We start from the raw sequence: 22,395 nt of genomic DNA on the forward strand, positions 1-22,395 counted from the left end.
AAATTAGAGAAAATATAATACAAATATAAAAATTCCATGTGTTATAATAAAACTGAGGTGATCAAAATGAAAAAGGTTCCATATGGACTTCAAAACTTTGAAAAAATACGAACTGAAAATTTTTACTATGTAGATAAAACTAAGTATATAGAAATAATTGAAGATATGCCAGAATCATACATCTTCTTTTTAAGACCAAGAAAGTTTGGAAAAAGTTTGTGGCTTGACACTATGAGTAAATACTATGATGTTAAGTATTCAGATAAGTTTGATACTATCTTTAAAGACTTGTACATTCAAAAACATCCAACACCTAAAAAGAGTAGTTATCATATTTTAGAGTTTAATTTTTCTGGATTGAATACAGATAGTAAAGAAGAGTTGAAATTTGACTTTAATTCAGAAGTTTTTGAAAAATTATCAAGTTTTATTAATAGATATAACTTAAATATAAAATTAAATAATTCTATAAAAGAGCCTTCAACTCTTTTGAGAACATTTATAAATCAGTATAAAGAACTAAACTTAAAAACAAAAATATACTTATTAATAGATGAATACGACCACTTTGCAAATGAACTTTTGAGTTTTAAACTCGATGAATTTAAAAATATCGTCAGTAAAACAGGTTTTGTTAGAAAGTTTTATGAAGTAATAAAAGAAGGGACACGATCTGTTATAGATAGATTATTCATAACAGGAGTAGCACCAATAACCTTAGATAGTTTAACGAGTGGATTCAACATCTCAAAAAACATGTCAACAACCTTAGAGTTAAATGAAATGATGGGATTTACTGAAAGTGAAGTCAAAGATATTCTCAAAGAGTATCAAATAAATGATGATATTTTACAAGATATGAAGTTTAGCTACAATGGATACATGTTTAATGAACGTGCAAGTGAAAAGGTTTACAACAGCGATATGGTCTTATACTTCATCTCTGAATACAATAGAGAAAAAAGAAAACCAAAAGATGTAATAGATATGAACATAGCAAGTGATTATAAAAAGATTCAAAATTTATTTAAACTTGGTGAAGTTGTTGGAATAAATAATATAGATAATGAAAAAGAAGCAATAGGAAACCTTTTAAATGAAATATTGATGACAGATAAAACAGAAATAGAAGAGTTAACAAGAGCATTTAACCTTGAAAGGAAGATGGAAATAGATGATGTTAAAACCTTACTCTTTTATTTAGGCTTTTTAACAATAGAATCAAAAGGATTTGTGATGAACTTAAAGATACCAAACTATTCAATAAAAAAGATATACTCAGAATACTTCTTAGAAATGATAAAAACAAGAGCAAAAAACTATATAGATACAGGAAAAATAAAGATAGCAATAAGAAAGTTGTTGGTAGATGGAAATATAAACTCGTTGGCAAGTGAAATAGAAAGTGTATTAAAAAAACTATCAGACAGAGACTTTCAAAGCTTTAGTGAAAAACACATAAAGATGCTGCTGTTTAGTTATTTAATCTTAACCCCCTGGGCATACGTTAAAAGCGAGTATCCAGTAGAAGGTGGATACATAGACTTAGCAATGTTTAAAAGATACGAAGAAGTACCCTACAATGCAATAATAGAGTTAAAATACATAAAAAAGAAAGACTATACAGAAAAAGTATATCAAGAAAAGATAAAAGAAGCAGTAAATCAAATAAAGAGATATGAAAAAACTATAAACAAAGAGTTCAACGGACCATTAAAAAAAGTAGTAATGATCTTTGTTGGCAGAGAGTTAAAACATCTTGATGAGGTTGAATAAAAAATATTTTTTAATATTTTTTTCTCTGAAAATTTAGTTCTTTTAATATCATTATAGTAAATTTCATTTTCATTTAATATTCTAGATATTAAATATGTTAATATAGTTTTTTTTACCATTATCTCCTTTAATTCCAATTATATCATTTTTATTAACTTCAAAAGTTAAATTATTTAATTTTTTTCATTTAAAATAAAAAATTATATACTATTATAAAATTTTTTAATATTACTATCAAATTCCTTGTATATATTTATCTATTGTATTTTTAATAACGCTATGTAAAAATATATATTATATAATATAATTAAATATAAATTTAGATAAAAGGGGGAAAAAATGAATAATAATAATGACTTAACATTTTTTACAAATGAAAAAGGAAAAACACTTGCAGATAGATTTAGAAAAATACTAATGAATAATACTCAATTTTTTGATGTTTTAGTAGGGTACTTTAGGACAAGTGGTTTTTATGAAATGTATGAAGCTTTGGAAGGTGTTGAAAAAATAAGAATTTTAGTTGGATTAAATGTAGATAAAAAAACTGTAGAATTATTAGAAGCTTCAAAAGATATAGAATATTTATCTACAAATGAAATAAAGAAAAATTTTAATAAAATAGTAAAAAAAGAAATGGATAATTCAGAAGATAAAATTGATATAGAAAAAGGTATTAAAAAATTTATAGAGTTTATACAAGATGAAAAATTAGAAATGAGAATTTATCCTGATGAACCACTACATGCTAAAGTTTATATTATAAGAAAAAATGAAAAAAAATCAGAAGATTTTGGAAAATTAATAACAGGTTCCAGTAATTTTTCACATAGTGGACTCAAAGGAAACCTTGAATTTAATGTAGAATTAAAAAATAAAAGTGATGTAGAATATGCTTTGGAAAAATTTGAAAAATTATGGGAAAAAGGTATAGATATTACAAAAGATTATATTGAAACAATAACTAAAAAAACTTGGATTAGAGAAGATATAACTCCATATGAGTTATATTTAAAATTTTTATATGAATATTTTTATGATGAAATTAATGATGATAAAATAAAATTTAAAGGTGAAATGCTACCAGAGGGATTTAAAAAATTTCAATATCAAATAGATGCTGTAAATCAAGCTAAAAAAATATTAAATAAATATAATGGAGTATTTTTAGCAGATGTAGTTGGACTAGGTAAGACATATATTGCAACTCTTTTAGCAAAAGAATTAAAAGGTGGAAGAAAATTAATTATATGTCCACCTGTATTAGTAAGTTATTGGGAAAAAACACTTGTTGATTTTGGGGTATCTGCCACAGTAAAATCTTTAGGAAAATTAGAGGATATTTTAGAAAATTATGAAAATGATTATTTTAAATATGTTTTTATTGATGAAGCTCATAGATTTAGAAATGATGGTACTTCTAATTATGCAAAATTACATGAGATTTGTTTAAATAAAAAAATTATCCTTATATCAGCCACACCACAAAATAATTACTCTACAGATATTTTAAATTTAATAAAACTTTTTCAACCTAAAAATAATTCAAATATTATAGAAGGCCAACCAAATATAGAAAACTTTTTTATGAAAATGTTAAACAATGAAAAAAAATCAAAAAAATTATACAAAAACAATTCTACAGAAGAAAATAAAAACAAATTTGAAAAAATAATTAAGAAAAATTCAGCAGAAATTAGAGATAAAGTTTTAAGAAAAATCATGGTTAGAAGAGTAAGAAGTGAAATAGAAAAATACTATAAAGAAGATATGGAAAAACAAGGTTTAACTTTTCCAAAGATAGGAACGCCTGAGCAAATAATATATAAATTTGATGATGAAATAGATAAATTATTTGATGGCATATTATATTTAATCAATAATTTAACTTATTCAAGGTATAAAACATTAACATATTTATTAAATCCAACAGAAGAAGAAAAAACATTAATCTCTGGACAATTAAATTTAAAAGGATTTATGAAAGTTTTATTGATAAAAAGACTTGAAAGTAGTTTTTATGCTTTTTCTAAATCCGTATTAAGATTTAAAGAATCATATATAAATTTTATTAAAATGTATAATTCTGGAAAAATATATATTAGTAAAAAATATGATATATATGAATTATTAAATGATGAGGAAGAAGAAAAAATCATAGAATTAATAAACGATGGACAAATAAAATATTATACTCCAGATAATTTTAATGAAAGTTTTATTAAAGATTTAGAAAAAGATTTAGAAATACTTGAAGAAATGAATAGAAATATTAAAAAAATAAATTCAGACCCAAAATTGGATTATTTTATTACTGAATTGAACAATAATAATATTTTAAAAAATTCAAAAAAAATTATATTTACAGAATCAAAAGAAACAGCAGAATATTTAAAAATTCAATTACAAAATAAATTAAATAAAAACGTAATAGTATTTACAGGAAGCTCGAGTTTAGTATTAAAAGATATAATAATAGAAAATTTTGATCCAAATATTCCAAAAAATAAACAAAAAAATGATATAGAAATACTTATAACAACTGATGTATTAGCAGAAGGAATAAATCTACATAGAGCAAATATTTTAATAAACTATGATTTACCTTGGAATCCTACTAGAATTATGCAAAGAATAGGAAGGATAAATAGAGTAGGAACTAATTTTGATAAAATACATGTATTTAATTTTTTCCCTACAAGAAAATCAAATGAACATATCTCTTTAAAAGAAAATATTATTTCAAAATTACAATCATTTCATAATACTTTTGGTGAGGATTCAAAATTTCTTACAGAAGATGAAGAAATAAATTCTTTTGAATTTTCAGGAGAAAAATTATATGAAGCATTGAATAAAAATTTAAGTTTAGATGAAGAAAATTGGGACGATTCCGAATTAGAATATTTAAAAATAATAAGAGATATAAGAGATAATAATGAAGAATTATTTTTAAAAATTAAAAATTTACCTAAAAAAAGTAGATCTTCAAAATGTAATAATTTAGGCAAAGAAAATGTTGTTAGTTTTATACGCGATGGAGAATTAAAAAGAATATATATTTGTAATTCTGATTTTAATGGTAGAGAACTTACTTTTTTTGAAGGAGTAAAAATATTAAAATGCCAAAAAGATGAACCTAAAATCAAAATAAATGATAACTTTTTTGATATGTTAAATTGGAATAAAGAATATTTTAAAATCAAAAAAGAAGAAAATATTAAAAAAACACCAATAAAAAAAATAGGAAATGATGCAAAGTTTTTAAAATTAATTAAAGGATTTGAAAATTATAAAAAGACCTTTAGTGGAAAAGAAGAAAAAAGATTTTATAAAATAAAAGAATTATTTGAAAATGGATATTTATCTAAAGAGATAATAAAAAATATTAATAATGAAATAGAAAAATTATTGAAAAAAGAAACTAATCCTCATAAATTATTAGATATTGTTTTTGAAATAATACCTGATAGTTATAAAAATATTGAAAAAACAGACGTAAAAAATAGTACAAGTAAAATAGAAGTTATTTTATCAGAATATATTAATTAAAGAGGTGAAAAATGAAACAAATAAAACAAAAAAGAAATGAAATCATAAAAAAATTAGTAAGTAATAGATTTAATATAGAAATTTTTAAACAATTTACTGCAAGAGTTATAAATACTACAGTAAGAAATAGAACTATTCAAAAGGAACCAAAAGAATATACAGAATATATAGAATATTACCAAATTGTAGAAGATTATGAAGATAAAGAAGGAAAAAAAATATATGTAATTGCTGTAAAAACAAAAGATAAATTAGATAATGGTAATACTATTGATCCAACAAAAGCAAGAACAAAACAAAGAAATTTTGTTGCAAACTTATTAAAGGGAAATGATAAAATTCCTATGCATGATGCAGCATTAGTTAGTTTTTATAATGATGTATCAAATTCTTGGAGATTATCTTTTATAAAACTTGATTATTCATTTACTTTTGAAGGTATAAAAGAAAAATTAACTCCAGCCAAAAGATATTCGTATATTTTAGGAAAAAATGAAGCTACACATACAGCAGAAAAACAATTAAATCAATTAGTTAAAAATAATGAAGAAGCAACATTAGAACAACTTGAAAATATATTCCAAATAGAAAAAGTAACAAAGGAATTTTTTGATAAATATAAAGAAAAATATCTTGAGTTAAAAGAACATTTAGAAAAAGATAAAGAATTTGTACAAGAAGCATTAAAACACACTGAAAAAGTTGAGGAGTTTTCAGAGGAATTTTCTAAAAAATTGATGGGACAATTAGCATTTTTATATTTTTTACAAAAAAAAGGCTGGCTTGGAGTAAAGGCTATTCATGAAAAGTTGAATAAAGAACAATTTGAAGATATTTTGAAAAATAAAACTCCATCTGAAAAAGAATTATTAAATAACCTCTATAAAAGAATAAATAAAAATGAATATAAAAGTCAAAAAGAAGTAATAGAAAATTTAGATGATAATGAATTAGATATAATAATGAATTGTTTTAAAAATACTCCATTTGAAGGTAAATGGGGAGATGGAGAAAAAAATTTTGTAAGAAAGTTATTTGAACACCACAAAAGATTTACTACTAATAAAAATTTCTTTAATGATTATTTAGAATATTTATTTTACGAAGCTTTAAATACATATAGAGGAGAAAATCAATATTATAAAAAATTTAATTGTAAAATTCCTTTTTTAAATGGAGGATTATTTGAACCCTATGAAGGATATGATTGGAAAACAACAAATTTTCATATTCCAGATACAATTTTTTCAAATGAAAAAGAAGAAGGTATTTTAGATATATTTGATAGATATAATTTTACAATAGCAGAGAATGAACCATATGAAACAGAAATAGCAGTTGATCCTGAAATGTTAGGAAAAGTATTTGAAAATTTACTTGATGTAAAAGATAGAAAATTTAAAGGTGCTTTTTATACTCCAAGAGAAATTGTATATTATATGTGTAAAGAGTCTTTAATTAACTATCTTGATAATGAGATAGAAGAAGTAGAAAGAGAAAAATTTGAAGAATTATTACAAATTGGAGAATTTGTAAAAGAATATGACACACACATTTTTGAAATGGAATATAAAAATGGTAAAAAAGTAAAAGATGAAGAATGGGGAATACACATAAGCATTTTTAAAAATATACATAAAATAGATAAAGCATTAAAAAATGTAAAAATTGCAGATCCTGCAATAGGTTCTGGAGCATTTCCTCTTGGAATGCTTATTGAAATTGTAAAAGTAAGAAATGTATTAACAGAATATTTTATTATACATGAATATTTTAGATTAAAAAAAGATAATAAATTAGATGAATTTTGGAATATTAAAGATAAACTATTAATAGAACGTTCGTTATATAATTTGAAAATCGAAACAATAAAAAATAGTTTATTTGGAGTAGATATAGAGCCTAGTGCAGTAGAAATAGCAAAACTTAGATTATGGTTATCAATAGTTGTTGATAGTGAAAACAATAATATAAATCCATTACCAAACCTTGATTTTAATTTAATGGTTGGAAACTCTTTATTAGATGAATTTGAAGGAATAAATCTTTTTGATGAAAAACTTTTAAATAAGGAATATAAAAAAAAGGATAAAATAATTAATCCAAAACTTTTTTATACTGACTTTGAAGAAAAACAAAGAGATATTTTATCGAATATTAAAGCTTTACATAAAAATTTTTTTATCGAAAAAAATTCATTAAAGAAAAAACAAATAAAAGAATCGCTAAACTCTTTGGAATGGGAATTAATAAAATTTACTTTGAGTGAAAGTGGAAATAAAGATAAAATAAAAGAACTTGAAAAATTACAAAAAGAAAAAAGAAAACCTTATTTTTTATGGAAACTTGAATTTGCAGAAGTTTTTAAAGAAAAAGGAGGATTTGATATTGTTATTGGAAATCCACCTTATATTGGAGAAAGAAAGAATAAAAAAATATTTATTCCTGTTCAAAATAGTAATTTTGGAAAAAAATATTATATAGGAAAAATGGATTTTTGGTATTTTTTTACTTCTTTAGGTTTAAATATTTTAAAAAACAAAGGGACTCTTAATTTTATAGCACCTAATAACTGGTTAACTACATTCGGTGGTAAAAAAATGAGAAATCATATAATGAAAGATGGCATAATTAAACAATTTATAAATTTTGGTGACTATATGGTTTTTGAAAATGCTGCTCAACAAACAATGATATTTTTGATAGAAAAAGATAATAAAAGCAAAGAATATATTGTCGATTATAGAGAAGTTTTAGATAAAAATATAGAAAAAAATGAATTGAATTTATTTTTAGGAAAAAATAAAAATAAAAAATTTAAATATTATTCATCTAAAATTTCTAAAAATAATTTTAAAAAAGATGATAACATTAAACTTTTAGATAATAAAACTTATATAATTATTAATAAAATTAAGAAAAATAAAAATATATATTTAAAAAAGAATGAAATCGCACAAGGAATAGTTGTACCACAAGATTTTTTAAACAAAAAAAATGCAAATATTTTAAATTTAAAAAAAGGAAGCGGAATATTTGTATTAACAAATAATGAATTAAAAAATTTAAATTTAAGTGAAAATGAAATAAATACATTAATAAGACCATATTATACAACAAATGAAATTAAAAAATACTATACAAACAATAAAAATAAATTTTGGATCATTTATACAAAGCCTAATATTAATAATAAGATTAATAAATTTCCAAATATAAAAAAACATTTAGATTTATTTTTATCAATAAATACATCAGATAATAAACCTTATGGATTACATAGATCTAGAAACGAAAACTTTTTTAAAGGAGAAAAAATTATATCATTAAGGAAATGTTCAAAACCTACATTTTCTTTTAATAATTTTGATTGTTATATTTCACAATCATTTTTTTCAATAAAAACAATAAGAATAAATTTAAAATATTTAACTGGAATTTTAAATTCAAAACTTATTGAATTTTGGTTAAGAAACATGGGAAAAATGCAAGGAAATACTTATCAAATTGATAAAGAACCATTAATGAATATTCCAATAAAAGTAAAAAATTCAAATCAAAAAATATTTATTAAAATAGTAAACCAAATAATAGAATTAAAAAAACAAAAGAAAGATACAACAGAATTAGAAAATAAAATTGATGAAATGGTTTATGACTTATATGAATTAACAGAAGAAGAAAAAGAAATAGTACGTAATTTTAATAATTAAAAAATGAAATATTTTTAAAAATTATTTATAATAATGAAAATAAACATTTGTATTGAACAACAAATAAAATAAAAAATATACAAAACTTTATAAAATAGAAGCGGCTAAGCCGCTTCTTTATTTTTTGTTAAATATATAATAATTTTAAAAAAAAAAAAGAGTCAACCGAAAGGTTGACTCAAAAAGAATGGCGGGACAAAAACCTACTCTTGCACACACGAAGTGTACTACCATCGGCAGATAAAGGCTTAACGGCCAGGTTCGGAATGGATCTGGGTGGTTCCCCTTACCTTATCCTCGTCCCAAATTATTCACTCACTAGTGCATAAGAAAGTTTGTCCAAAGCCTCGGGTTATTAGTACCACTCGACTCAATACATCACTGCACTTACATCTGTGGCCTATCTATGTTCTAGTCTCGAACTACCCTTACCTCATAAATGAGCGGGAAGCCTTATCTTGGAGCCCGTTTCCCGCTTAGATGCTTTCAGCGGTTATCGGTCATGTACTTAGCTACTCAGCTCCTGCCATTTGCCTGACAGCTGATTCACCAGCGGTACACTCACTCCGGTCCTCTCGTACTAAGAGCAACCCTCCTCAAGCTTCCTACGCCCGCAGCAGATAGGGACCGAACTGTCTTACGACGTTCTGAACCCAGCTCACGTACCGCTTTAATGGGCGAACAGCCCAACCCTTGGGACCGACTTCAGCCCCAGGATGCGATGAGCCGACATCGAGGTGCCAAACAACGCCGTCGATATGAACTCTCGAGCGTCATTAGCCTGTTATCCCCAGGGTAACTTTTATCCGTTGATCGACCGCGCTTCCACTCGCCTCGGCCGGGTCACTAGGACCATGTTTCCATTCTGCTCGACCTGTCAGTCTCGCAGTCAAGCCGGCTTTTGCCCTTGCACTCACCGGTGGATTTCCAACCCACCTGAGCCGACCTTCGTACGCCTCCGTTACTCTTTAGGAGGCAACCGCCCCAGTCAAACTGCCCACCTAACGCTGTCCGGCTCATGCTCTTCACATTCCACCGTTAGTAAATCATTATAATGAGGGTGGTATCCCAACGTCGGCTCTAGAAAACCTTGCGATCTTCCTTCTTCGCCTCCCACCTATCCTGTACACATTATAACCATTTACAACGTCAGGCTACAGTAAAACTCCATGGGGTCTTTCCGTCTAACTGCGGGTTGTGGGCATCTTCACCCACTCTGTAATTTCGCCGGATCCTCTGTTGAGACAGCTCCCAGATCGTTACGCCATTCATGCAGGTCGGAACTTACCCGACAAGGAATTTCGCTACCTTAGGACCGTTATAGTTACGGCCGCCGTTTACCGGGGCTTCGTTTCGTAGCTCTCACCACTCCACTTAACCTTCCGGCACTGGGCAGGCGTCAGTCCATATACTTCCACTTTTTGTGTTCGCATAGACCTGTGTTTTTGGTAAACAGTCGCCTGGGACTTTCCACTTCGACTCTCAATCGCATTTTGCAACACCATCAAGAGCACCCCTTCTCCCGAAGTTACGGGGCTATTTTGCCTAGTTCCTTAACAGAGGTTATTCCGCTCCCCTTAGTTTTCTCAACCCGTCTACCTGTGTCGGTTTACGGAACGGTCAGTATTTCTCTCAAGCGATATACGAGGCTTTTCTTGGCAGTGTGACTCCTCCCCGTTAGACTTACGTCCTTCCCTTCACAGCTTTTCCTCCACAAGCGGTTTTCCCTACTCGTTTCTTCGGCTTTACTGCTTAGAAGACCTTGCAACTTGGTCTCGGCGATTCACCTCCTGCGTCCCCCCTTATATCTCGTTCATACTGGTACAGGACTCTTTACCTGTTTCCCATCGATTACCCCTTTCGGGTTCACCTTAGGCTCCGACTTACCCTGGGTGGACGACCCTTCCCCAGGTACCCTTAGACTTTCGGGGTGAATGATTCTCACATTCATTTCGCTACTCATGCCCGCATCCGCTCTTGTGTCTCGTCCAGCAAACCTTCCAGTTTACCTTCTCCCTACTACACAATGCTCTCCTACCAATTGGATTACTCCAATTCCGCAGCTTCGGTGTATGGCTTTAGCTCCGTTACATTTTCGGCGCATTGTTCTTCAACCAGTGAGCTGTTACGCACTCTTTAAAGGGTGGCTGCTTCTAAGCCAACCTCCTGGCTGTCTTCAGAACTTCACTACCTTTCACACTTAGCCATTTCTTCGGAACCTTAGCTGGCGGTCTGGGCTGTTTCCCTTTCGACCACGGAGCTTATCCCCCGTAGTCTGTCTCCCGACTATTCAGTATTGGTATTCGGAGTTTGACTGATTTCTGAGGTCGCCCCCATACGTCAATCAGTGCTCTACCCCCAACACTTTCTTTGTCGAGGCCGTGCCTACACACGTTTCGGAGAGAACCAGCTATCACCCAGTTCGATTAGCTTTTCACTGCTATCCACATGTCATCCGAAGATTTTTCACTACCTACCGGTTCGGTCCTCCACTTAGTTTTACCTAACTTTCAACCTGCACATGGATAGATCACTGGGCTTCGGGTCTATCGCATTTGACTTTCGCTCTTTTAAAACTCGGTTTCCCTTCGGCTTCGTCTCTTTCGACTTAACCTCGCCATATACGATAACTCGCGGGCACATTAATCAAAAGGCACACGGTCACTTCCGCTCCCGTTTCCTGTAGGCATACAGTTTCAGGTTCTCTTTCACTCCCCTCACGGGGTCCTTTTCACCTTTCCCTCACGGTACTATTCGCTATCGGTCGACCAGGAGTATTTAGCCTTGGAGAGTGGTCTCCCCTGATTCACGCAGGATTCCTCGTGTCCCACGCTACTTGGGATCAGCTTCGATTAGTTTACGAGTTTTCGTCTACAGGACTTTCACCTTCTTTGGTTTATCTTCCCATATACTTCGACTTCCTCTTTACCTATTCCCTCTATTTACAGTTCGAGTTAAGCTGTCCCTCTACCCCAAATTGACAACGGCTGTACCCTTTTACATCAATTTGGTTTGGGCTCTTCCCTTTTCGCTCGCCACTACTCAGGGAATCTCTTTGATTTCTTTTCCTCCAGCTACTATGATGTTTCACTTCGCTGGGTTCGCCTCCCTTTCGGGCTCTTCCGGGTTTCCCCATTCGGACATCTACGGTTCTTCGATTGCTTGCTTCTCCCCGTAGCTTTTCGCAGCTTGCCACGTCCTTCTTCGCCTCTGGTCGCCTAGGCATCCCCTGTATGCCCTTTTTACTTTGGACTTTCTTTCTTATGCACTTGTCAATGAACTTTGTGATCTGGTGGGCCAGGGAGGATTTGAACCTCCGACCTCACGCTTATCAGGCGTGCGCTCTGACCACCTGAGCTACTAGCCCATCTCACTCAATAATGGATAGAGGTAGTTGTTCTCCTTAGAAAGGAGGTGATCCAGGCGCACCTTCCGGTACACCTACCTTGTTACGACTTCGCCCCCCTCACTAGCTCCACCCTCGATGCATCCGTTCCTTGCGGTTACAGCATCCATCTTCGGGCGTTTCCAACTCGGGTGGCGTGACGGGCGGTGTGTACAAGACCCGAGAACGTATTCACCGCAGTTTGGCTGACCTGCGATTACTAGCGATTCCGGTTTCATGCAGGCGGGTTTCAGCCTGCAATCCGAATTGAGGTACAGTTTGTGAGATTTGCTCCACTTCTCAGCTTCGCTTCCCTCTGTCCGTACCATTGTAGCACGTGTGTCGCCCAGAACATAAGGGGCACGCTTACCTGACGTCATCCCCTCCTTCCTCCGTCTCGTCGACGGCTGTCCCATTAGAGTAGCCCATCTTCACATGCTGGCAACTAATGGCAGGGGTTGCGCTCGTTGCGGGACTTAACCCAACACCTCACGGCACGAGCTGACGACGGCCGTGCACCACCTGTGTGAGACTCCTTTCTTGCGAAAGTTAGTAGTATCTCTACTACCTTATCTCCATGTCAATTCCTGGTAAGGTTCTTCGGTTAGCTTCGAATTAAACCACATGCTCCACCGCTTGTGCGGGTCCCCGTCAATTCCTTTGAGTTTCATCCTTGCGGACGTACTCCCCAGGCGGTTCACTTATCGCGTTTGCTTCAGCACGGAACTTTGACATCCCACACCTAGTGAACATCGTTTACGGCTAGGACTACCCGGGTATCTAATCCGGTTCGCTCCCCTAGCTTTCGAACCTCAGCGTCAGGATTACTCCAGAAAACCGACTTCTCCACTGGCCTTCTTACCAATATCTACGGATTTCACCCCTACTCTGGTAATTCCGTCTTCCTCTAGTATCCTCAAGTTATACAGTTTCAAGCGCTGTTCCACCGTTGAGCAGTGACATTTCACACCTGACTTACATAACCGCCTACGTTCCCTTTACGCCCAGTGATTCCGGGCAACGCTCGCCCCCTACGTCTTACCGCGGCTGCTGGCACGTAGTTAGCCGGGGCTTTTCTTTACATACCTTCCTTGTACTGTCCCCAGTACTTTATATTCTGTAAATTCAGAAGTTTACATCCCGAAGGACTTCTTCCTTCACGCGGCATCGCTGGATCAGACTTCCGTCCATTGTCCAAAATTCCCCACTGCTGCCTCCCGTAGGAGTAGGGTCCGTCTCTCAGTTCCCTTGTGGCCGTTCGTGCTCTCACACCGGCTACCCGTCGTCGGCTTGGTGATCTTTTACTTCACCAACTACCTGATGGGACGCAGGCTCGTCCTTTGGCGCTTCTCTTCCTTTCCTCTCTCGAGCTTATCCGGTTTTACCTACAGTTTCCCATAGCTATCCCAGTCCAAAGGGTTGATTCCTACGCGTTACTCACCCGTTCGCCACTAATACTCTCCACCGAAGTGGATTTCTTCGTTCGACTTGCATGTGTTAGGCGTGCCGCCAGCGTTCACCCTGAGCCAGGATCAAACCCTCCATTCGAATGGTTTGATTCTCACTCTAGTTCTTTCTTACTAGCGTCCTTTTCTTTCGAAAAGTTTTATTTTACTACCTCTATCCATTTTTCAATGAGCTTCTTTCTCCTTCGCTTGCTTTTCCCTCAGCGACTCAATCATTCTATCACTTTCTCCTTCTTTTGTCAATTACATTTCTTTTAACCTTTTTTCAACGTCGTGTTAATTGAATGAGAAGTTAGTTAGTTGGTTGGGTTGGAGTTTAAAATTTAGTGAATGCAAAATCAAAATAACATCCTTTCAACAAACCCTCGTCCCCTCAAAGGGACATTTTTTGCATTTATAAAGATAAATTTAATTTTGTATCTTTTTATATTTTAATTTTATATTATAATAAAAAATTAATTCTATAATAGTAATTACAATGAGTATAAAACTTTCATAAAAAAATGAATTAATTATAGAGTTATTGTTAAATACAAAAAAATTATATTCAAGTACAATAAAAATAAGAAATTGAACAATGTATCCAAAAAAAGATGGTAAAAAGAATCTAATTTTTAGCCTTTTTAACATATTTTTCAATTGTTTGTTTTTTGAAATACCCAGTTTATACATATTTATAATAATTTTTTCATTTTTTTTCATTTCTCTTATTGAATAAAAGTATATTTGAAACATTGAAGATATAAAGACTATAAAACCTGTTAATAATATTATAAATACATCATATAAAAAAATATTTTTCCTTTTTTGATATAAAAACAATAACCTTTTTAAGATTACATCATTTGTAATATAAGAATTTAGATTATTATTTATGTTTATAACTTTTATCCAGTCTTCTATTTTTATTGGATAGTTATTCACGATCTTGTATTTTTGTATTTTAAAATTATTTTTTAAAAATTGAAAACTATCTTTTTTTATTACATAAACATCTCTCAAAAATTTATCTTCTAATTCTATTATCTTTTTTACTTCATATACTTTGTTTTTTATTTTTAAATAACTATTTTTTTTAAAATAGTACAAATCACTTATTTTTGGATAATCTTCTTCTGATATCAATATAAACTTTTTATCTATTATTACTGATAAATCTTTAAATTTTTCTTTTGAAAATACTTTTTTATCATTTAATACCGCTTTTAAATAACCCTCAAAATTTATTGAAGCAACTTTAAAATTTTTATATGCATAAGAAAATAGAAATAACGATATAAAGATAACTAAAAATATTGAAAATAAAAAAAATTTATAGTCTTTTATTTTTTTCATTTTTATTTTTAGTAAAAAAATAGAATTAATCGATATCAAAAAAATAAAAAAAGTTATAATAAATGTTTTAATTTCTAACTTCATATTATTTTGTAAAAAGAGAATTGATTTTGTAATAGAAAAAAATAATTTTAAAAAAATTATACCTTCCATTATTCCCCAAAGTATCGTAATTATATTTATTATAAAAAATTCCATATAAAATATTTTCCACATAAATTTTTTTGTAAAACCCAATTTATAAAATTTCTCTATATTTTTTTTTCTAATGTCTTTAATTAAATTTTGTATAATTTTATTAAATATAATAAAATAAGCAACTATAATTATTAATGAATATTTTAATAGAGATGAAGTTGTTTCTATTTTTATGTTCATATTTAAATTTAAAAATATAAAAAAAATCATTATTAATGTACTTATAGGCCAAAAGTATGAAAAATAAATATTTTTTTCATTTATAATATTTTTTAAAATTATATTTCTATAAAATTTCCTGTTCCATATCATTAATTTCACCTTCTAATATAACCAAACAATCAAATATTCTATCTAAAAAATGTCTTCTTGACTCTTTTTTATATATATCCATAATTATTTTCCCATCATTTAAAAAGACTACTCTATTACAATAACTAGCAACAAAAGGATCATGCGTTGCCATTAAAAATGTATCATTTCTTATATTATTTAATTTTAAAACATACTCAATAAATTTTTTAGAAGAATTAGAATCAAGATTACCAGTTGGTTCATCTGCAAGTATTAAATCTTGATTATTTATAAATGCTCTACAAGCTGCAACTTTCTGTCTTTCACCAAATGAAAGTTCTTTTGGATATTTATTTAAAAATTTATTTATTCCAAAGTATTCAGATAATTTTTTTATTTCATTAGTATCATTTCTTAATAAACTTATATTTTCATATATTGTAAAATAATCTATAAGCATATCTTCTTGAAATATTAATCCTATATTGTTTCTTCTATAAGTTGCCCTTTCTTCTGAATTCATTTTAAAAATATTTTTATCTTTTACCCATACTTCTCCAGATGTTGGTGTATCTATACCAGATATCATGCTAAATAATGTAGTTTTCCCACATCCAGATGGCCCCATTATTGCAACAACTTGTCCACTTTCTATTTCTAAATTTATACCGTTTAATGCCCTTGTTCCTTCAAAATTTTTATGTGCACCATAAACTTTATATAAATTTTTTATTTTAATCTTTTTCATTTTTAAAACCTACTTCCTTTTTATAACTTATAATGATTTTTGTCCCTTTTCCCAATTTAGATTCAATATTTATTTTTGCTCCTATTTTTTCAGATATGAGTTTGCATGTATAAAGACCTATTCCAGAAGAATTCAAAAAATCCTTTCCATTTTCTCCTGTAAAAAATGGTTCAAAAACTCTATTTATATCATATTCTGGAATTCCTATTCCATTATCTTCAATTTCTAAAATTATATCTTCTTTTTCTTTTAATCTAAAAATAACTTTTTTGCTTTTTTTATTTTTATCAGAATATTTTATAGCATTATTTATAACTTGTTCTATTAAAAATCTATTCCATTTTTTATCAACTATTATATTTATTTTATTATTTCCATTTATTTCAGGATATACTTCATTATGAATAAATTGTGCACTTTTTTCTTTTACTATATCAATTATTTCATCATAAAAATTATACTTTTGAGGATCAAAATCTCTTGTAAATTCATTTAATCTCATTATATTTAAAAGGTGATTTAATAAATTTTTAATACGTTCATTTTCTTCTTTTATTTCATTTATAAATTCATACTCTTCATTTTCTTGAAGTATCAAATCTATAACTGAAACGGGTGTCTTTAAATTGTGAATCCATTGTGAAATAAAAAAATTTTTTTGTTCATTTTCAGTTTTAATTTTTGATATTTCACCAAATGCCGAAATATTAACGAGTTCTATTGTATCTAAAATATTTTTTTGTTCTTTTGTATAACTTTTTATTTTATAATATCTATTTTTAGAAGTTCTCAACATGTGCAAGTTGAAAATATAATATCTTATAAAATCTATTAAAAAAAATATTACTAGAATATAACTAGACATAATAAGTGGATAAACTATATCTATTTTTTTTGTTTCTGCACTAAAATAAATTGAAATTAGTATTGTTGAAAAATAATATAATATTATAAAATATTTTCTATCTAAAAAATAATTGCTTATTATTTTTAATTTCATTTTTCTTCCTCTTCATAGTTTGAATTCAAAGTATATCCCTTTTTTCTTATAGTTTTAATAAAATTTTTAATGCCAAAAGTTTTTAATTTATTTCTAAGTCTCGTTAAATTTACATTCAATGTATTTTCATCAACAAAATCTCCATTTTTCCAAATACTTTCCAGTATTTCATCCCTATTAACTGTTTCTTCTTGTTTTTCAAATAATTTCCACAATATTTGAAATTCTGTTTTACTTAAATTTATTTTTTTATCTTCAAAATATAACAACATCTTATCTGCACTCAATTTAAACTTCTTGTATTTCAAAGTAACTTCATCAAAACTACTATACCTTCTAAAAATTGCATTTATTTTTGCAATTAAAACTTGATAATTAAATGGTTTAATTATATAATCATCTCCACCTAATTCCATTCCTAAAACTTGTTCTTTAGGATCAATCCTTGCAGTTAAAAATATTATTGGAACCTTTGAAACTTTTCTTATATTTCTACAAAGATAAAATCCATCGTTGTATGGAAGATTTACATCCATTATAACTAAATCCGGATTTATTTTCTTAAACTCTTCTTCTATTTTTCTAAAATCAAAAACAGTGTAAACTTCATATCTATTTTTCCTCAAATAAACACTTAAATGAGTTGCTAATTTCTTATCATCTTCAATCAAATAAAGTTTTTTCATACTATTCCCCCAATTATTTTTTCTAATTGGATTATAACATTTTAACTCAAAAAAATAAAAAGCCAAATGGCTTTTTATTTTATTTTTATGAGACCCAACCCTTTAAGGTAATTTTTAGCAACAAATTCAGGTTCATAACCCAACACATCAACTAAATAGTTTAATCTTATCATTATATCTTCATTTATATACATTGTAAGTGGCTTCAATTGGATTATAAAAGCAAGTTTTGAATTTTTAATATTTTTCCGTGAACAAATTCCATTTTTTAGAAAATTTGAACAGCGAATGTTTTATTTTTTACTATTTTCCATCATTACATTCACGTATTTTATAAGTAATCTAATATTAATTATACAATATTTTATAAAAATAAAAAAGAACTTAAATAGATGAATTTCATCTATTTAAATTCTTTTTCTAAAACTTTTAAAGCTGCTGTATTTAAAAAATTCCATGGTTTGTTATAATGTGGTTGAAAAAAGAAATCAACAAATGCAAGCTCTTCTATTGTCATATGTTTTTGTATACAAATAGATAAAGTATTAATTGATTGTGTTAAATCGGCATCTGATATTATTTGAGCTCCAAGTATTCTATGTGATTCTTTTTCATATACTAATTTCAAAGTTAATTTATAATATGTTGGCATAAATTCCGGTCTATTATTTTCATTTATAATTACAGTATCAAAATTTATATTATTTTCTTTTGCTAAAACTTCTGTTAATCCAGTAGAAGCTATATTATGATTGTATATTTTTATTCCAGATGTACCTTGAGTTCCCATATACTTTATTTTATTTTCATATAAATTCATAGCAACAAGAGTTCCCATTCTAACGGCATTAGTTGCTAGTGGAATATATTTATGCGTGTTTGTAGGATTATACTTTACTGCACAAGAATCACCTGCTGCAAGTATATCTTTATTACTTGTTTTCATATATTCATCTACTATTATAGCTCCATCATCAGTCATATTTAATTTATTTTCAAATAACTTTGTACTTGGTTTAAATCCAATACACAGTATAACAAGATCTGTTTTATATTCATTTTTATCTGTTATCACTTTATTTACTTTGTTGTTTTCTCCAATAAATTCTTGAACCTTTTCATTTAAAGCTAAATTTATTTTATTTTCTAAAAGTTTATTTTCAGCAATATCTGTAATTTCTTTATCTAAATACTTACTCAGTATTCTATCTTGCATATCTATTAAAGTTACTTTTTTCCCCATTCTTTCAAATGCTTCAACTAATTCAACACCAATATATCCAGCGCCTATAACTACTATATTTTGAGCTATCTTAGCTTTTTCAATTATCACATTTGAATGTTGAAAATTTTTTGAAAGAAGTATATTTTCCATTTTTATGCCCTTTATATTTGGAACAATTGGCCAAGATCCAGTTGTAACTATTAATTTATCATAATAATCTTCAAATACTTTATTTGTTTCTAAATCTTTTACTTTTATCTTATGATTATTCACATCTACATCTATTACTTCGTGTTTCATTTTTGCATTGATTCCCATTTCTTTTAATTGTTTTGGTGAAGAATAAAACAAACCATTTCTATCCTTAACAACACCTTCTATATACAATGCTATACCACAAGATAAAAAAGAAATATTATCATTTTTTTCATATACAGTAATATCTATATCTGGATATAATTTTTTAGCATTAAGCGCAGCTGCTGTTCCCGCATGAGTACAACCTATAATTATTGTCTTCATATAAATTCCTCCATTTTTATTTTCAAGTGAAAAAAAACACTTTTAATTGAAACAAAAAACATCTTATTTACAATTCAATTGTACAATAAAAATATTATAATGTCAAGTATTATTTTAAACTGATTTTATTTTGTTACTTTTTTACTATTAACTACTTTTTATTCTGTATTTGATTTTTAATTATTCTTAGAGTATAATTTTTTATAAAGAAAATTAAGAAAAAAATTCAAGGAGGCGACTTTATGATACCATCAGAAATAAAGTATTTATCAAAAAAAATAATGGAATCAAATGAAATACCACTTTTATGGGGACATTTTGGAGTTGGAAAAACAGATATAGCTAAAGAAATAGCCAAAGAAACAGGGAGAGATTTAATAATTTTAGTAATTTCTCAAATGGAGCCAGGAGATTTAATAGGTATGCCTTCAAAAAGCACTAATAAAACAATATTTTTAAAACCTGATTGGTGGCCTGAAAATCCAAATACAATAATAATGATAGACGAAATAAACAGAGCACATCGTTCTATAAGAAATGCAATAATGCAACTTTTAGTTGATAGAAGAATTCATAATCATGTTTTACCAAAAGATACTTGGATAATGGCAGCTGCAAACCCACCAGATGAAGAGTATGATCAAGTAGATTTGATAACAGATCCTGCATTCATGTCAAGATTTTTTCACTTGACCTTAAATGCAAATGTAAATGATTGGACAAAGTGGGCAAAAGAAGAAAAAGTTAAAGATGAAGTAATTGATTTCATAAATAATTATCCAGAATATATGACTCCAGATCATATAGTATCAATGAAATTAGACTTAAGACCAAGTCCAAGAAGTTGGTTTAAATTCTCTAATGTATTAAAAAATCTTTCTGAAAATGATATTAAAAAGTATGGTTATTCCCTTGGAGCATCTATACTCGGTGCAGATGCAACAAATGCTTTTTTTAATCATTTAAATAATAAAAAGACTCTACCAACTGCACAAGAACTATTAATTGAAGGAAAGTTCTTTGAAAGATTAAATGATTTAAATACAGAAGAAAAAGTTAGTTTAATCTTAAGGATAAATAATTATATAGAAAAATTAGAAGAAAATGAAATGATACAAATAATAGATAATTCAGAACATAAAATAATTGCAAAAAATATAAAATCAATATCAAAATATATTCCAAAAGATTCCATATTTTCAGTTTTAAGAAACTTAGATAATTTAATTGAAAAAAGCACTGGAGTAAAAAAAGCATTTTATGATAAATTACTTGAAGAATTATCAATTTCTTTAAGTGAAGAAAAATGGTTGGAGGAACTATGAAAGATATAGTTGAAAAGGCATGGATAGAACTTGCAAAGGAAAGTGTATTTTTTTCATACATTAGAATGCACTTTGAAAATATTCCAACTGAAAATATAAGAACAACAAAGTTATCTATAACTTCTTCTGGTAACTTTAGACTTTTATACAATCCAAGAAGATTAAAGTCGTATGGAATACGTTTCACAAAAGCTTTAATAAAACATGAAATTTATCATATAATATTTGGTCACATCTTTATAAAACCTAAAAAAAGGGAAAAAGGTATTTGGGGACTTGCAATGGATGCTTCCATAAATCAATACATAAAAGAATTAGACTCTCTTTCAGAACCATTAGATGTTTTTTTGTTAGAGGGTCATGGAACAGACAACGAAACTTTGTTTGTAACAGCACCAATTAATATGTTGAATAAAACAGCAGAAGAATACTTCACATATGCTATGGATATAATAGAAAAAAGCAACTTCATAGATATGGAAGAAGTAAATGATTCCTCTCCTGACTCACATGAATTTGAAAGTGAATTACCAGAAGAAATAACCTTTGATATAATAAGCGAAGTTGTAACTCAAGCCTATGACAAATCTGCTGGTAATGAACCAAATGGAATTGAACTTGCAATTTCAATAATGGCTAAAAAAAATAAATTTGATTGGAAAACACTAATAAGAAGATTTTTTGGTAGTTCAGTAATTGTAGATAAATATAGAACGCAAATGAGACCAAATAGAAGATACGATGATCAACCTGGTTGGAGAACAGAAAGAGGTCCTAAAATTGCTGTAATAGTAGATACAAGTGGTTCTATAATTGAAGAAGAATTCAATGATTTTTTCAGTGAAATAGAAGATATAGCAAGAGTATCTGGTGGAAAAATAAGTTTAATTCAAGCTGATGAAAATGTTCAATCAGTACTTCAATATTCAAAAGGAAAATGGAGAGATACGGTTTTAAAAGGAAAAGGATCAACAGATTTGCAACCTGCCGTTGACTACGTTGAAGAAAACTTAAGACCTGAAGGAATTATTGTATTTACTGATGGATGGGTTGAAGTTCCAAATATAAATAGGCGATGTTTTTTTGTTCTCTCAAAAAAGCACAATCCAGAATTTTTTTCTCAAGTTATAGACATATATGGAAATAAAAAAATAGTAACTTTGTGAGGTG

10 protein-coding genes, 1 tRNA gene and 3 rRNA genes are annotated in these 22,395 nt (G+C 28.7%); 5 read left to right on the forward strand and 9 right to left on the reverse strand.

Features of this window, described 5'->3' with window-relative positions; genetic code table 11:
- Nucleotides 1-66: 66 nt before the first annotated feature.
- From IGS63_RS01220 to IGS63_RS01230, 3 genes are all read left to right on the forward strand, one after another.
- Complete coding sequence (locus tag IGS63_RS01220; RefSeq protein ID WP_190615237.1) at nucleotides 67-1,776, forward strand: AAA family ATPase; 1,710 nt, start codon at nucleotides 67-69, stop codon at nucleotides 1,774-1,776.
- A gap of 339 nt (nucleotides 1,777-2,115) precedes the next feature.
- Entirely contained in the window at nucleotides 2,116-5,328 is a 3,213-nt protein-coding gene (locus tag IGS63_RS01225; RefSeq protein WP_190615238.1) for a helicase-related protein, read from the forward strand.
- An 11-nt stretch (nucleotides 5,329-5,339) separates the two neighbouring features.
- Nucleotides 5,340-9,041: an Eco57I restriction-modification methylase domain-containing protein gene (locus IGS63_RS01230; RefSeq protein ID WP_190615239.1), complete on the forward strand. Its 3,702-nt coding sequence runs from the start codon at nucleotides 5,340-5,342 to the stop codon at nucleotides 9,039-9,041.
- A gap of 190 nt (nucleotides 9,042-9,231) precedes the next feature.
- Here IGS63_RS01230 and rrf read toward each other — a convergent pair.
- From rrf to IGS63_RS01275, 9 genes are all read right to left on the reverse strand, one after another.
- A 5S ribosomal RNA gene (gene rrf / locus IGS63_RS01235) occupies nucleotides 9,232-9,346 on the reverse strand.
- A 30-nt stretch (nucleotides 9,347-9,376) separates the two neighbouring features.
- Nucleotides 9,377-12,294, reverse strand: a 23S ribosomal RNA gene (locus tag IGS63_RS01240).
- 37 nt (nucleotides 12,295-12,331) lie between these two features.
- Nucleotides 12,332-12,408, reverse strand: a tRNA-Ile gene (locus IGS63_RS01245).
- A gap of 40 nt (nucleotides 12,409-12,448) precedes the next feature.
- Nucleotides 12,449-13,974: ribosomal RNA gene (locus IGS63_RS01250) — 16S ribosomal RNA — on the reverse strand.
- The 16S, 23S and 5S rRNA genes sit together here with 1 tRNA gene alongside, the layout of an rRNA operon.
- 326 nt (nucleotides 13,975-14,300) lie before the next feature.
- On the reverse strand, nucleotides 14,301-15,737 hold the full coding sequence (locus IGS63_RS01255; protein ID WP_190615240.1) for a hypothetical protein: 1,437 nt from the start codon (nucleotides 15,735-15,737) through the stop codon (nucleotides 14,301-14,303).
- A complete protein-coding gene (locus IGS63_RS01260; RefSeq protein ID WP_190615241.1) occupies nucleotides 15,712-16,467 on the reverse strand; it encodes an ABC transporter ATP-binding protein in 756 nt (251 codons plus the stop codon). Before IGS63_RS01260 ends, IGS63_RS01255 begins: the two co-directional genes overlap by 26 nt.
- The gene (locus IGS63_RS01265) at nucleotides 16,454-17,467 is read right to left on the reverse strand and encodes a sensor histidine kinase (protein WP_190615242.1); all 1,014 of its coding nucleotides are present in this window, start codon (nucleotides 17,465-17,467) and stop codon (nucleotides 16,454-16,456) included. The genes IGS63_RS01260 and IGS63_RS01265 overlap by 14 nt, the downstream gene beginning before the upstream one ends.
- Entirely contained in the window at nucleotides 17,464-18,153 is a 690-nt protein-coding gene (locus tag IGS63_RS01270) for a response regulator transcription factor (RefSeq protein ID WP_190615243.1), read from the reverse strand. The genes IGS63_RS01265 and IGS63_RS01270 overlap by 4 nt, the downstream gene beginning before the upstream one ends.
- A gap of 403 nt (nucleotides 18,154-18,556) precedes the next feature.
- Nucleotides 18,557-19,900 carry an FAD-dependent oxidoreductase gene (locus tag IGS63_RS01275; RefSeq protein WP_190615244.1) on the reverse strand — a complete coding sequence of 448 codons (1,344 nt, stop codon included), beginning with the start codon at nucleotides 19,898-19,900 and terminating at the stop codon, nucleotides 18,557-18,559.
- 242 nt (nucleotides 19,901-20,142) lie between these two features.
- Here IGS63_RS01275 and IGS63_RS01280 point away from each other — a divergent pair, with 242 nt between their 5' ends.
- Nucleotides 20,143-21,225: an AAA family ATPase gene (locus tag IGS63_RS01280; protein ID WP_190615245.1), complete on the forward strand. Its 1,083-nt coding sequence runs from the start codon at nucleotides 20,143-20,145 to the stop codon at nucleotides 21,223-21,225.
- Complete coding sequence (locus tag IGS63_RS01285; protein ID WP_190615246.1) at nucleotides 21,222-22,391, forward strand: vWA domain-containing protein; 1,170 nt, start codon at nucleotides 21,222-21,224, stop codon at nucleotides 22,389-22,391. Before IGS63_RS01280 ends, IGS63_RS01285 begins: the two co-directional genes overlap by 4 nt.
- Nucleotides 22,392-22,395 lie beyond the last annotated feature (4 nt).

The sequence above is a fragment of the Tepiditoga spiralis genome, from assembly GCF_014701195.1.
Lineage (GTDB): Bacteria > Thermotogota > Thermotogae > Petrotogales > Petrotogaceae > Tepiditoga > Tepiditoga spiralis.